Genomic DNA, 13,979 nt, shown 5'->3' on the forward strand with positions numbered 1-13,979 from the left:
GCGCGAGGACGTCGGCTCCGGTCAGAGCGCGGCCACCACGGCGTTGTCGAGCTCGTCGGCGTCGACTCCCGGACGCGCTGCGAGGTTCGTGAGCAGCACGTAGGCGACGCCCGCAGTCGGGTGCACCCAGAACTCGGTGCCCGACCACCCGCCGTGCCCGTAGACGTCGCGATCGATCAGGCCCGGGGCCCGGGTGCGCAGATTCCACGTGAAGCCCCAGTCCTGTCCGCGCTCGGCGGGATATGGATCCATCCGCGGGATGGCGCCCGTGAGCGGCCGCCGCATCATCGCCAGGGTGGCCGGCCGGACGACCGAGCCGCCCGCGCCTCCCGTCTCGTGCGTCCGCAGCAGATCGGTGCCGAGGGCCAGCAGGTCCGCGGCTCGCCCGATCGCGCCCGCGCCCGGATGCCGGAGGCGGGCCATGGCGGCGATGTCGATTCCGGATGCCGCGGCATCCGGAATCTCATGCGGATGCGTCGACTCGTCCAGTGTCAGGCCGTCCGCGCCGACCGCGGCCGCCCATTCGGCGACACCCTCGTCCCAGGTGCGACCCGTCGCATGCTCGAGGAGCGCGGCGATGCCCTCGAACGCGACCGAGGAGTAGCGCGACATCGTGCCCGCCGCGAAGTCCCGACCACCGGCGCGCAGCACGTCGCGCAGCGGCACGGCCGTGTCGAGATGCGGCTCGGGGACGCCCGAGGTGTGGGCGGCGAGATGGCGCAGCCGCACGATGTCGTCGCGGTCCGACCCGAAGCCGTCGATGGCCGAGGACAGCGGCGTCTCCGGCGTCAGCAGCCCGCGTTCGATCGCGCGCGCGGCGGTCAGTCCGACGAGCGTCTTGGTGATCGAGAACAGTCGGTAGTGGTCGTCGATCCTCGCCGCGCGGTCGCCGGTGGCCCCGAACGCGTCGAGGGCGACCGTGCCCTCCGCGGTGGCGATGCCGAGCACCGCCGTGGGCAGCCGTCCGTCGCGCACATGGCGGCGCGCCCAATCGAACGCGGCGGCGTACCCGGTCATCGCGAGGCTCGCGGCTCGTAGCGGGTGGGTGCGTGCGTGCGCGCGACGAGATCGCGGAGCGCCTCCAGCGAGCCCGAGACGAAGCCCATCGCCCGGGCCTGGATCAGCACGTTGCCGAGCGCCGTCGCCTCGACGGGACCGGCGAGCACCGGCAGACCGGCGCGATCCGCCGTCCGCTGGCAGAGCAGCGTGTTCAGGGCCCCGCCGCCGACGATGTGGATCGTCCGCACGTCCACGCCGCCGAGTGTGCCGGCGAGGACCGCGGTGTCGGCGAACGCCTGCGCGAGCGACTCGACGATCGAGCGCGCGTATTCCGCGCGGGTGCGGGGCGGGGCGACGTCGTGCTCGGCGCACCACGCGTCGATGCGTTCCGGCATGTCGCCCGGAGGCAGGAACCGCGGGTCGTTGACGTCGAACACCGGCGCGGGGGCGTCCAGTTCCGCGGCCGAGTCCAGCAGGGTCGGGAGGTCGATCGGGTGTCCTGCGCGCTCCCAGCCGCGGACGGCCTCGCTCAGGATCCAGAGGCCCATCACGTTGTGCAGCAGGCGGACGCGACGGTCCACCCCGCCCTCGTTGGTGAAGTTCGCCGCCAGCGCCGCCGGGGTGAGCACGAGGTGGTCGACCTCGACCCCGACCAGGCCCCATGTGCCGCACGAGATGTAGGCCGCGGCATCCGCCTGCATCGGGACGGCGACGACGGCCGAAGCCGTGTCGTGCGAGCCGACCGCCGTGACCTGCACCTCGCGGGAGGCGCCGAGCGTCGCGGCGACGTCGCCGCGCAGCGCGCCGACACGCTCGCCCGGGGCGATGAGAGGGGGGAGGATGCGGCGCGGCACGCCCAGCGCTGCGATGAGCGCGTCGTCCCACGTGCCGTCGAGGACGCGCAGCAGCCCGGTGGTCGAGGCGTTCGTCTGCTCCGCCCGCGCCTCGCCGGTCAGCCAGTAGCCGATCAGGTCGGGGACGAGGAGCGCCGTGTCGGCGAAGTCGAGCAGCTCGGGCGGCTCGGCCGCGTACTGGTAAAGCGTGTTGAAGGGAAGGAACTGCAGACCGTTCCGTTCGAAGAGCTCGGCGTGCGACATCCGCTCGTGGGTGTTCGCCACGCCCGATGCGGTGCGCGCATCGCGGTAGTGGAACGGCTCTCCGAGCAGGCGCCCGTCGCGCAGCAGGCCGTAGTCGACTGCCCAGGAGTCCACGCCGATGCTCGCCACGGACGGATCGGAGCGGAACGCCTCCCGGAGCCCGTTCGTCACCGAGCCGTACATGCCGACGAGGTTCCAGTGCAGGCCGTCCGCGGTCTGCACCGGCTCGTTCGCGAAGCGCGCGAGCTGCGTCGTCTGGAGGGTGTCCGGCCCGACGCGGCCCACGATCACCCGCCCACTCGTCGCGCCGAGGTCGACCGCCGCGACGGTGCCTGCAGTCCGTCTTCCGGTCATCGCAGGAAGGCCGCGGCGACACCCGAGTCGACCGGGATGTGGAGTCCGGTCGTGCGGGTGAGCTCGGGGCCGGTGAGGACGTAGACCGCATCGGCGACGTTCTCGGGGACGACCTCCCGCTTGAGGATCGTACGGTTCGCGTAGTACTGACCGAGATCCTCTTCCTTCACGCCGTAGGTCGCGGCGCGGTTCGCACCCCAGCCCGCCGCGAAGATGCCCGAGCCGCGGACGACGCCGTCGGGGTTGATGCCGTTGACCTTGATGCCGTGCTCGCCCAGCTCGACCGCGAGCAGGCGCACCTGGTGGGCCTGATCGGCCTTCGTGGCCGAATACGCGATGTTGTTGGGCCCCGCGAACACGGAGTTCTTGGAGGAGATGTAGATGACGTCGCCGCCCATGCCCTGGTCGATCAGCACGCGCGCTGCGGCCTTCGACACCAGGAACGAACCCTTGGCCATCACGTCGTGCTGCAGGTCCCAGTCCTTCTCGGTGGTCTCCAGCAGCGGCTTGGACAGCGAGAGCCCGGCGTTGTTGACGACGAGGTCGACGCCGCCGAACGCGAGCACGGTCTCGTCGATCGCCGCCTGCACCCCCGCGGCGTCGGCGACGTTCGCGGCCACGCCGATCGCGACATCGGTGTTCCCGAGCTCGGCCGCAGCCGCCTGCGCCTTCTCGAGGTCGAGGTCGGCGACGACGACGCACGCGCCCTCTGCCGCGAGCCGGGTGGCGATCGCCTTGCCGATGCCCGACGCCGCGCCCGTCACGAACGCGATGCGCCCCTGGTGGGTCTTGGGCTTCGGCATGCGGCGCAGCTTCGCCTCCTCGAGCGCCCAGTACTCGATGCGGAACTTCTCGGCGTCCGAGATGGGCGTGTAGGTCGAGAGTGCCTCGGCACCGCGCATCACGTTGATCGCGTTGAGGTAGAACTCCCCGGCGACGCGCGCGGTCTGCTTGTTGGCGCCGTAGCTGAACATGCCCACGCCGGGAACGAGCACGATCAGCGGATCCGCCCCGCGCATCGCGGGGCTCTCGGGCGTCGCGTGCGCGTCGTAGTAGGCGGTGTAGTCGGCGCGGTACGCCTCGTGCAGTTCCTTCAGGCGGGAAACGGATGCCTCGATCGATGTGTCGGCCGGAAGGTCGAGCAGCATCGGCTTGACCTTCGTGCGCAGGAAGTGGTCGGGGCAGCTCGTCCCGAGTGCCGCGAGCTCTTCAGCGCGGGCCGATGCGAGGAATTCGAGCACCTCCGGGGCATCGGTGAAGTGACCCACCATGGGCTTGTCGTGCGAAGCGATGCCGCGGATCGTGCCGGCGAGGGCGGCGGCCTTGGCGCGGCGCTCGTCTTCGGGCAGAGGCGCGTAGTCGGCGCGGGCCGGACCGAACGGCTCGGCGGCGCCGTGCTCGGCGATGTAGGCGGCGGCGGTGTCGATGATCCAGAGCGAGTTCGTCTCGGCCTCGGCGGAGGTGTCGCCCCATGCGGTGATGCCGTGTCCGCCGAGGATGCAGCCGATCGCCTGCGGGTTCTCGGACGTGATGGCCGCGATGTCCAGACCGAGCTGGAAGCCGGGCCGGCGCCAGGGCACCCACACCACTTTGTCGCCGAAGATCTTCGTCGTGAGCTCGGGGCCATCCGCCGCCGTGGCGATCGCGATCCCCGAGTCGGGGTGCAGATGGTCGACGTGTGCGGCGTCGACGAGTCCGTGCATGGCCGTGTCGATCGAGGGGGCGGCACCGCCCTTGCCGTGCAGGCAGTAGTCGAACGCCGCGACCATCTCGTCTTCGCGGTCGACGCCCGGGTAGACGTCGACGAGCGCGCGCATCCGGTCGAGGCGGAGCACCGCGAGGCCCCCCTCCGTGAGCGTGCCGAGATCGCCACCAGATCCCTTGACCCACAGCAGCTCGACCGGCTCGCCGGTGACGGGGTCGGTCTCGGTCCCTTTCGCGGACGTGTTGCCGCCGGCGTAGTTGGTGTTCTTCGGGTCGGAGCCGAGGCGGTTGGAGCGCGCGACGAGGTCGGCGACGGTCGGATTCGTCATGAGGGCATTCCTTCAGTGGCGGGGGTGGAAGCAGGAGGGGCGAGGGCGAGGATGCGGGCGGCGAAGCGGTCGAGGGACCGGGATGCCGCGGGCTCGTCGGGTCGGTTCAGGTGGCCGTGCATCGTGCCGGGCTCCGTGGAGACGTCGACCTCGCGGCCCGCCTCGGAGAGTGCGCGGGCGAAGGCCTCGCCGGACACGCGCAGCTGGTCGACGTCGCCGTTGATCATGATGGTGGGCGGGAACAGCGCGAGCTGCTCCGCCGAGGCGTCACCGGGGACCGCGAAGACCTCGGGGTTCTGGACGGCACCGCCGAGGTAGTTCTCGTACATTCCGAGCACGGCGGCGGGGCCGAACCGGTCGGCGTCGGGATTCGCGTCGAGCGCCGCGCGAAGCTCAGCATCCGGAGCCGCCTGCACCGCGTGCAGCGTCGGGTAGGCGAGGACCGCGAGGGCGGGTACAGGTCCGCCGTCGTGGATGAGCCGCAGGGTCGCCCCCGCCGCGAGATTGCCGCCGGCGCTGGCGCCGCCGATCGCCCACGGCCCGGAGGCGAGGTGCGCCGCGGGATCGGCTGCGGCGGCCCAGTGGAACGCGGCGGCGACCTCGTCGGAAGGGACGGGGTAGTGCACGCCACCCGTCGCACTCGCACCCGTCGCTTCGGCCCACACCTGGGGCAGCGGCGCGCGCCGGTAGTCGACCGACACGACGACGATTCCGCGCGCAGCCAGCTCTCGGGCGACCCCGTCGGCCTCGGGCATGTCGAGGTCGCCGCCGGCGAAACCGCCGCCGTGCGCCCAGACCAGCCCGGGGCCGGCCGAGGCCTCAGGAAGATAGACGCGCAGCGTCAGCGGGCCGTGCGGGCCGTCGATCTCGCGATCGGACACGTCGACGGTGGCGGTGTCGCTGAGGGGGGTCATGCGGATTCACGCACCCCAGCCGGCCTGGGTGCCGCCCACGCGGTCGGCTTCGATCCTCTGCTGGTAGCCCGATGCGGCGAATGCCGCCATGGGATCCGCCGGGAGACCGCGCGACTCGCGCCACTCGGCCAGCGCCGGGCGCACGTCGGTGTAGAAGGCGTCCATGAAGACGGCATTGGCTGCGAGCACGTCGTTCGCCGACTGCGCGGCCGCCAGTGCGGCGTGGTCGATGAGCAGCGCGCGAGCGGTCATCTCCTGCACGTTGAGCACCGAGCGGATCTGGCCGGGGATCTTCGCCTCGATGTTGTGGCACTGGTCGAGCATGAAGGCGACGTCAGGGTTGTTCAGGCCGCCCCCGCGGATGACCTCGACGAGGATGCGGAACAGCTGGAACGGATCGGCTGCCCCCACGATGAGGTCGTCGTCCGCGTAGAAGCGCGAGTTGAAGTCGAACGAGCCGAGCTTGCCGAGTCGCAGCAGCTGCATGACGATGAACTCGATGTTCGTGCCGGGCGCGTGATGGCCGGTGTCGAGGCACACCATGGCGCGCTCGCCGAGGGTGGCCACCTGCGCGTACGAGGTTCCCCAGTCGGGGACGTCGGTGTGGTAGAACGACGGCTCGAAGAACTTGTACTCGAGTACGAGTCGCTGCTCGCCCGTGAGGCGCTCGTAGATCGAGCGCAGCGAGTCGTTGAGGCGATCCTGGCGGGCGCGCATGTCGGTCTGGCCGGGGTAGTTCGAGCCCTCGGCAAGCCAGATCTTCAGGTCGCGCGAGCCGGTGGCGTCCATGACATCGATGCACTCGAGGTGGTGGTCGACGGCCTTGCGCCGGATCCGGTCATCCTCGTGCGTGAGGGCTCCGAACTTGTAGTCCTCGTCCTGGAAGGTGTTCGAGTTGACGGTACCCAGCGTCACCCCGAGGTCTTCGGCGTGACGACGGAGAGCGCCGAAGTCATCGACCCGGTCCCACGGGATGTGCAGCGCGACGGACGGGGCCAGAGCCGTCACGCGGTTGACCTCCGCGGCATCCGCGATCTTCTCGAACGGGTCACGGGGGGTGCCTTCGGTGGTCCACACGCGGAAGCGCGTGCCGGAGTTGCCGAACGCCCAGGAGGGCAGCTCGATGGCCTGTTTCTGGAGGGTGGATTGGATCTCGGGCGACAGGATGCTCACGATGCGCTGCTTTCGGGGGACTCGGATGCGGTCAGTTGGTCATGGAGATTGAAGACCTCGGTGAGCGGCACGGCGGTCTGATCGACGCGTCCCCCCGCCCCGAGGAAGAAGCCGGCCATCTCGGCCTCCCATCGCGCGGCGACGGCGGATGCGGCGAGGTACGAGCGCGCGGCGTCGTCGTCGTCAGTCTCGTAGTAGCCGAACAGGCGGCCGCCTTCGCCGAGGAAGATCGTGTAGTTCCGGCGCCCGGAGGCGGCGATCTCCGCCAGCATCTCCGGCCACACGGGGCTGTGTCGGGCGATGTACTCCTCGACCAGCTCGGGGCGCACCTCCAGCTGGAACGCGATGCGGGTCATGTCACTCCTGTGTGAGCCCTGCGGGCGGGATGGAACGGCGTCGACGTTCGTGCGCGGCACGTGTCGGTGAATCGTTTCAAACGATAGTGTCGGGGAAGCAGTTCGTCAAGGTGGGGTCCTCGTGTCAGTCAATGTCAAGGATGTCGCGGCCGAGGCATCCGTCTCGGTCGGCACGGTCTCCAACGTGCTCAATCGCCCCGACAAGGTCGCGCCCGAGACCGTCGCCCGCGTGCAGGCCGCCATCGACAAGCTCGGCTTCGTGCGCAACGACGCCGCCCGGCAGCTGCGCGCGGGACGGAGCCGCAGCATCGGCCTGATCGTGCTGGACAGCGCCAACCCGTTCTTCGCCGATCTCGCGCGCGGTGCTGAGGAGCGCGCGGCCGCCGCCGGAGTGTCGGTGCTCCTCGGAAACAGCGACCAGGACTCTGCGCGCGAGACGGCGTACCTCGACCTGTTCCGCGAGCAGCGGGTGAACGGGGTGCTTCTCATCCCGAACGACATCGCCGGCACGATGCTCACCCATGCCGGGATCCCGCTCGTGCTCGTGGACGGTGAGCTGCCCGGTGGAGAGCTCCCCTCCGTCGCGGTCGACGACGTCGAGGGCGGGCTTCTCGCGGTCGCGCATCTGCTCGGGCTCGGACGTCGGCGCATTGCGTTCGTGGGCGGCCCGCTGTCGATACGCCAGGTCGCCGACCGTCTGGAGGGCGCGCGCCGCGCGCTCGCGGTCGAGGCGGACGCATCGCTCGAGGTCATCGAGCTCGAAGCCCTGACCGTCCTGCACGGGCGCCGGGCGGGCGAGGCGATCGCGGCCAGATCGCCCGCCGACCGCCCCGACGCCGTCTTCTGCGCGAACGATCTTCTCGCCGTCGGCGTGCTGCAGGGAACGGCGATCCTCGGCGGGGTGCGCGTTCCCGAGGATGTCGCGATCATCGGGTACGACGACATCGACTTCGCACAGTCCACCGTCGTACCGCTGTCTTCCGTGCGGCAGCCCGCCCGCGAGATCGGGGCGACCGCGGTCGACCTTCTCTTCGAGACGCTGGAGCATCCCGGCGAGCCTCCCCGGCACGTGCGCTTCCGGCCCGAACTGGTCGTTCGGGCATCGACGGGCGGATGACGGCTGCGGTCCGGCGGTGGCCGACGCCGGTCAGCGCGGCGAGGTGGAGCCGCGGACGACGAGCTGGGGCTGGAACACGGTCTGCCGGGGGATGAGCTCCGGGTCCTCGCATTCCTCCAGGAGCGTCCGCAGAGCCGTCCGCCCGATCATCCCGCGCGGCTGGCTGATCGACGAGATCGGCACGGCGGCACCGGCCGCGAACGCGATGTCGTCGAAGCCGATCAGCGCGATGTCGCGGGGGACCAGCATCCGTCCTCCCACCGCGAGGGATTGCAGAAGGCCGATGGCGATCAGGTCGTTGGCGGCGAACATCGCGTCGGGCCAGTCGCGACGCGGGCGTGAGAGCACACGTGCGCCGGCCCGCACGCCCTCCTCCACCGTCATGGCCTCGGTGGACACGACCTCCAGTTCGACGTTCTCGAGGACGTTCTCGGCCGCGACGCGGGCGCCGGCGAGCCGATCGGTGACCTGCCGCATGTCCATCGGCCCCCCGACGAAGGCGATGCGCCGACGCCCGGTGGCGATGAGGTGCTCGACGGCCATGCGTCCGCCGGCGACGGAGTCGACCGACACCGAGCTGAAGCGACTCGTCCCGCCGAAGCGGTCGACGAGAACGGCACGGATGCCGCGCGAGCGCAGCTTCTCCAGTCGAGGCAGGATGTCGCCGTAGGGGCTGATCAGGACGCCGCGCACCTGCTGCTCCTCGAACAGATCGAGGTACATCCGCTCGCGGCGGGAGTCCTCGTCGGTGTTGCCGTAGAGGATGGCGATGCCGTGACGGGACGCCTCATCCTCGGCGCCGCGGACGACGTCGTTGAAGAACGGGTTCTGGCCGTTGAGGACCACGAAGCCGACCGTGGTGCTGATGCCGTTTCGAAGTTTCCGCGCCGCGTCGTTGCGGACGTAGCCAAGGCGGTCGATCGCGGCCAGCACACGCTCAGCCGAGTCGGACGAGACGGTCTCGGGACGATTCAGCACGTTCGACACGGTGCCGACCGAGACGCCCGCCGCGTCTGCGACGTCTCTGATGCTCGCCGCCATGTGTGCTCCTTCGCCCGGGCGCTCCGCCGTGTCCAATTCGAGACTTGACCCGGCGACTGAGTGGTGTCTACAGTAACCATGAATCGAGCCTGAATCGATTCAGAATATTTCAAGCCCTCAACGAGGAGGAATTCGTGCCGACCACCGACGCACCCGTCGTCCTCGAGCTGTCGAAGGTCGTCAAGTCGTTCGGCGCCGTCGTGGCGCTGCGTTCCGCGAGCCTCCGCCTGCACGCCGGCTCGATCCACGCCCTCATCGGCGAGAACGGCGCGGGCAAGTCCACGCTCGTCAAGATCGTCGCCGGCCTGTACCGCCGCGACGGGGGCGAGTTCCGCCTCGACGGCGAAGACGTGGATTTCACCTCCACCGCACAGTCCAAGGCCGCGGGGGTCGCGGTGATCTATCAGGAGCCGACGCTCTTCCCCGATCTGACGGTCACCGAGAACATCTTCATGGGACGCCAGCCCACCGGTCGTCTCGGACGGATCGACCGCAAGGCGATGCGCCGCGAGGTCGAGCGGCTCTTCACGCGGCTCGCCGTGACGATCGACCCCGACCGGCCGGCCGAGGGCCTGTCGATCGCCGACCAGCAGGTCATCGAGATCGCGAAGGCCGTCTCGCTCGACGCCCGGGTGCTGATCATGGACGAACCCACGGCCGCCCTGTCGGGGATCGAGGTCGACCGTCTCTTCACGATCGCCCGGAGCCTGCGCGACGAGGGTCGCGGTCTGATCTTCATCTCGCATCGCTTCGACGAGGTGTTCGCGCTGTGCGACACGGTCACGGTCATGCGGGACGGCTCGTACATCTCCACCGTGCCGATCCCCGACACCACTCCGGCGGAGCTCGTCCGGCAGATGGTCGGACGCGACGTCACCGACCTCTTCCCCAAGCAGACCGCTGTGATCGGCGAGCCGCTGCTGCGGGTCGAGGGGCTCACGTCTCCGGGGATCTTCCACGACATCACCTTCGACGTGCGCGCCGGTGAGATCGTCGGTCTCGCGGGCCTCGTGGGCGCGGGGCGCAGCGAAGTCGCACGCGCCGTGTTCGGCGTCGACGGCTATCGCGAGGGCACGGTCACCATGAAGGGCCGGCGCATCCGTCGCGGTCAGCCCACCGACGCGATGCGCGCGGGCATCGCGCTCGTGCCCGAGGACCGCCGCAAGCAGGGTCTCGTGATCGAAGCGGGGGTCGGCCGCAACATCACGATGGCGATCCGCCGTCAGCTGTCCCGGTTCGGCCTCCTCACCACCGGTGCTGAGAATCGCGCCGCCCGCGAGTGGGCGAGCCGCCTCGAGGTCAAGTCGCATGCGCTGGACACGGTCGCCGCGACCCTCTCCGGAGGCAATCAGCAGAAGGTCGTCCTCGCCAAGTGGCTCGCGACCAAGCCGGACGTGCTCATCATCGACGAACCCACGCGAGGTATCGACGTCGGCACCAAGTCCGAAGTGCACCGACTGCTGTCCGAGCTCGCCGGCCAGGGGATGGGCATCCTCATGATCTCCTCCGAGCTTCCGGAGGTGCTCGGCATGGCCGACCGCGTGCTCGTCATGCGCGAGGGACGGATCACCGCCGAGATCGACCGCGACACCGCCACCAGCGAGAACGTCATGTTCGCCGCCACCCATGCATCGGAGCAGCACGCGTGACCGCCACCACGACCACCCGCATCCCCGTCTCGGGGATCACGAAGCACATCGGCGCGCTCGGCAAGGCGCGCGAGTTCGGCATCCTGATCGCGCTCGGAGTCGTCATCGTCGCGGCGACCGCCAAGAACCCGGCCTTCCTCTTCAGCAGCGACGGGTGGCGCGACCTGCTGCTCACGCCCTCGATCCTCGTCCTCGTGGCGGTCGGCCAGGCGATCGTCATCATCACCCGCAACGTCGATCTGTCGGTCGGATCCGTCATGGGGCTGTCGGCCTATCTGACCGGCCGGCTCTTCATCGACATCCCCGACCTAGCGATTCCCGTCGTGGTGCTGATCGCCGTCCTCTTCGGTGGCGTCCTCGGCCTCATCAACGGCGCGCTCGTCGCCTTCGCCCGGGTGCCGGCCATGGTCATCACCCTCGGCACGCTGTATGCCTATCGCGGCATCAACGTGATGTGGGCGGGATCGACCCGGGTCAACGCGTCGGACATGCCCAAAGAGTTCCTCGGCCTCGGCACCGGGCAGATCCTGACCATCCCGATCCTGACGATCGTCGCCCTCATCGTGCTCGCCGCGGCCGCGTGGTACATGCGCAACACCCGCGGTGGCCGCGAGTACTACGCCACCGGCTCCGATCCGGCCGCCGCCGAGCTGTACGGACTCAAGGTCACGCGGCGCATCCTGACCGCGTTCATCCTCTCCGGTGCACTCGCCGCTCTGGCAGGGGTCTTCTACGCCGCCCGGTACGGCTCGGTGAGCTCGCAGGCGGGGTCAGGCTGGGAGCTCGATGCCGTGGGCGCCGCGGTCATCGGCGGCGTCGCCATCACCGGCGGCGTCGGATCGGTCTGGGGCGCGGCGATCGGCGCGGTTCTCCTGATGACGATCAACCGCGCGCTGCCGATCCTCGGCATCCCCGACTTCTGGCAGCGCGCCGTCGTCGGCGTGCTCATCATCGGCGCCATCGTGCTCGATCGGTGGATCGCGGTCCGCCAGCGACGCCGGCTCATCGAAGCGAGGGATCAGTCATGACGACCACGACCACGCCCACGTCGACGAATCGGGCGGTCCGCAACTTCGACAAGCCGCTGTGGCGGCGGCTCGTCCTCAACCGCGAATCGGCGACGGTGGTGCTCCTCATCCTCGTGATCGCCGTCTCGATGGCGACCGTGCGCGGATTCAGCCAGCCGATCACTCTCAACTACCTGCTGCTGGACACGGCGCCGATCCTGCTGATCGCCCTGCCGATGACGCTCGTCATGATCACGGGCGAAATCGATCTGTCGGTCGGCAGCATGGTCGGGCTCGCCAGTGTCGTGACGGGACTCGGCGTGCAGGCGGGCCTTCCGTTCGGCGTCGCCGCGGTGATGGCCCTGCTGGCCGGCGCCATCGGCGGCGCGGTGAACGGCTTCCTCGTGACCGTCGCCGGACTGCCGTCGCTCGCCGTCACGATCGGCACGCTCGCGCTCTTCCGAGGGCTGGCAGTGGGCCTGCTCGGCACGACCGCCGTCACCGATTTCCCGGAGATGTGGACGGCGCTGGCGAAGGCGAAGATCTCGGGTACGACGATCCCGTACATCATGGTGCCGTTCTTGATCCTGCTGGCGATCTTCATCGTCATGCTCCACTTCACCCCGTTCGGTCGCGGCATCTATGCCATCGGGCTGTCGAAGGACGCCGCCCGCTTCTCAGGTGTGCACGTCGAGCGGACCAAGTTCATCCTCTTCGTCCTCACCGGACTGGTGTCCGCCTTCGCCGGGGTCTACTACACGCTCCGCTTCGGCAGCGCCCGCGGAGACAACGCAACGGGCCTCGAGCTCCAGGTGATCGCAGCCGTCGTCCTCGGCGGGGTGTCGGTGTTCGGCGGTCGCGGGCAGCTGTACGGCGTGGTCGCCGCCGTGCTCCTGATCGGCGTGATCTCGAGCGCCCTCCGCCTCGCCGGCATCACCTCCGACGTCATCAACGTGATCACGGGCGCGCTCCTCGTGCTCTCGGTCGTCAGCGCCAGCGTTCTCGCCTGGCTCCAAAGAGCCCGGCGACGGCCCGGTCGGCCCCCACACCTCGCAGCATCCACAGCATCCTGACAAGGCTGCGCCCCGGCCGACGGCACACGTCCCGGCCACCACACGAAAGGAAGAAACGATGAAGTTTGCACACAAGCGTGTCGGCGCGGTGGCCGCGGTGGCCATCGCGGCGGCGCTCGCCCTCTCCGGCTGCGCCGACACCGGCGGAGGCTCCACCGGCGGTGGATCGACCGCAGATACCGGCGGCTCCGGCGGCAGCGACAACCTGGCCATCACGTTCCTGCCGAAGAACCTCGGCAATCCGTACTTCGACACCTCCAGCAAGGGCGGCAAGGCCGCCGTCGAGGCTCTGGGCGGCACGTTCGCCGAGGTCGGTCCCGCCGAGTCTGGTCCGGACGCACAGGTGAGTTACATCAACACGGCGACCCAGCAGGGCGTCGGCGGCCTGGTGGTGTCGGCGAACGACCCGAAGGCCATCTGCGACGCGCTGAACGAGGCTCGGGATGCCGGCGTCAAGGTCGTGACCTTCGACTCCGACACCAACCCCGAGTGCCGTGACCTGTTCGTCAACCAGGCGACCGCCGACGGCATCGCCAAGGTGCAGGTCGACCTCATCGCCGAGCAGATCGGCGACGCGGGAGAGATCGCGATCGTCTCATCGACGGCGAACGCGACGAACCAGAACGCGTGGATCGACAAGATGAAGGAGCTCCTCGCGGCCGACCACCCGGACATCCAGCTGGTCGACACCGTCTACGGCGACGACGACGAGCAGATCTCGTTCGACAAGACCGCGGCGCTGCTGCAGTCCCACCCGAACCTGAAGGGCATCATCTCGCCGACGACGATCGGCATCTCGGCGGCCGCACGCTACCTGTCGACGTCGGACTACAAGGGCAAGGTCGCGCTGACCGGTCTCGGCACGCCGAACCAGATGCGCGAGTACGTCGAGGACGGCACCGTCACGTCGTTCGCGCTGTGGAACCCGGAAGACCTCGGCTACCTCGCCGCGTACGCGACGGCGGCGCTCATCACGGGTGAGATCACGGGCGCGGAAGGCGACACGTTCGATGCCGGCGACCTGGGCTCCTACACGGTGGGTGCGGACGCCACCGTGCTGCTCGGAGACCCCTTCGTCTTCGACAAGTCCAACATCGGCGAGTTCGACTTCTGAGTCGACGCGCCCGGGGCGCCCGGTCGGCTTCGGCCGGCCGGGCGCTTGCGCG

The 13,979-nt window shown here is 69.8% G+C and carries 12 protein-coding genes; 5 read left to right on the forward strand and 7 right to left on the reverse strand.

All coding sequences use genetic code 11. From position 1 onward, the window contains the following. Positions 1–21: 21 nt before the first annotated feature. From ACFXOO_RS00160 to ACFXOO_RS00185, 6 genes are read right to left on the reverse strand one after another with little or no spacing between them, the layout of a single operon-like run. Positions 22–1,017 (reverse strand): serine hydrolase domain-containing protein, encoded by a 996-nt coding sequence (locus tag ACFXOO_RS00160; RefSeq protein WP_394562410.1) that lies wholly within the window; start codon positions 1,015–1,017, stop codon positions 22–24. Beyond that, positions 1,014–2,450, reverse strand: a complete 1,437-nt coding sequence (locus ACFXOO_RS00165) for a rhamnulokinase family protein (protein WP_378853232.1) — start codon at positions 2,448–2,450, stop codon at positions 1,014–1,016. The genes ACFXOO_RS00160 and ACFXOO_RS00165 overlap by 4 nt, the downstream gene beginning before the upstream one ends. Beyond that, on the reverse strand, positions 2,447–4,483 hold the full coding sequence (locus ACFXOO_RS00170) for a bifunctional aldolase/short-chain dehydrogenase (RefSeq protein WP_394562412.1): 2,037 nt from the start codon (positions 4,481–4,483) through the stop codon (positions 2,447–2,449). Before ACFXOO_RS00170 ends, ACFXOO_RS00165 begins: the two co-directional genes overlap by 4 nt. After that, on the reverse strand, positions 4,480–5,397 hold the full coding sequence (locus ACFXOO_RS00175; protein ID WP_394562413.1) for an alpha/beta hydrolase fold domain-containing protein: 918 nt from the start codon (positions 5,395–5,397) through the stop codon (positions 4,480–4,482). Before ACFXOO_RS00175 ends, ACFXOO_RS00170 begins: the two co-directional genes overlap by 4 nt. A 6-nt stretch (positions 5,398–5,403) precedes the next feature. Continuing rightward, positions 5,404–6,570, reverse strand: coding sequence for an L-rhamnose isomerase (gene rhaI / locus ACFXOO_RS00180; protein WP_378853238.1), 1,167 nt, complete (start codon positions 6,568–6,570; stop codon positions 5,404–5,406). Continuing rightward, on the reverse strand, positions 6,567–6,926 hold the full coding sequence (locus ACFXOO_RS00185) for an L-rhamnose mutarotase (protein WP_378843423.1): 360 nt from the start codon (positions 6,924–6,926) through the stop codon (positions 6,567–6,569). The genes rhaI and ACFXOO_RS00185 overlap by 4 nt, the downstream gene beginning before the upstream one ends. 121 nt (positions 6,927–7,047) lie before the next feature. Here ACFXOO_RS00185 and ACFXOO_RS00190 point away from each other — a divergent pair, with 121 nt between their 5' ends. Beyond that, positions 7,048–8,043 carry a LacI family DNA-binding transcriptional regulator gene (locus ACFXOO_RS00190; protein WP_378843425.1) on the forward strand — a complete coding sequence of 332 codons (996 nt, stop codon included), beginning with the start codon at positions 7,048–7,050 and terminating at the stop codon, positions 8,041–8,043. 30 nt (positions 8,044–8,073) lie between these two features. Here the strand turns inward: ACFXOO_RS00190 and ACFXOO_RS00195 are convergent, their stop codons facing one another. Beyond that, positions 8,074–9,084, reverse strand: coding sequence for a LacI family DNA-binding transcriptional regulator (locus ACFXOO_RS00195; RefSeq protein ID WP_378843428.1), 1,011 nt, complete (start codon positions 9,082–9,084; stop codon positions 8,074–8,076). Positions 9,085–9,218: 134 nt separating this feature from the next. On the opposite strand from ACFXOO_RS00195, the gene ACFXOO_RS00200 reads away from it, so the two are divergent. The 4 genes from ACFXOO_RS00200 to rhaS are packed head-to-tail and all read left to right on the forward strand — an operon-like array spanning position 9,219 to position 13,927. Further along, entirely contained in the window at positions 9,219–10,733 is a 1,515-nt protein-coding gene (locus tag ACFXOO_RS00200) for a sugar ABC transporter ATP-binding protein (protein WP_394562414.1), read from the forward strand. Next, positions 10,730–11,761, forward strand: coding sequence for an ABC transporter permease (locus ACFXOO_RS00205; RefSeq protein ID WP_394562415.1), 1,032 nt, complete (start codon positions 10,730–10,732; stop codon positions 11,759–11,761). The genes ACFXOO_RS00200 and ACFXOO_RS00205 overlap by 4 nt, the downstream gene beginning before the upstream one ends. After that, the gene (locus ACFXOO_RS00210) at positions 11,758–12,813 is read left to right on the forward strand and encodes an ABC transporter permease (protein ID WP_378853242.1); all 1,056 of its coding nucleotides are present in this window, start codon (positions 11,758–11,760) and stop codon (positions 12,811–12,813) included. The genes ACFXOO_RS00205 and ACFXOO_RS00210 overlap by 4 nt, the downstream gene beginning before the upstream one ends. Positions 12,814–12,871: 58 nt before the next feature. Continuing rightward, positions 12,872–13,927 (forward strand): rhamnose ABC transporter substrate-binding protein, encoded by a 1,056-nt coding sequence (rhaS, locus tag ACFXOO_RS00215; protein WP_394562417.1) that lies wholly within the window; start codon positions 12,872–12,874, stop codon positions 13,925–13,927. Positions 13,928–13,979 lie beyond the last annotated feature (52 nt).

Origin of the sequence: Microbacterium sp. P03, assembly GCF_043556235.1 — a bacterium.
Taxonomy (GTDB): Bacteria; Actinomycetota; Actinomycetes; order Actinomycetales; family Microbacteriaceae; genus Microbacterium.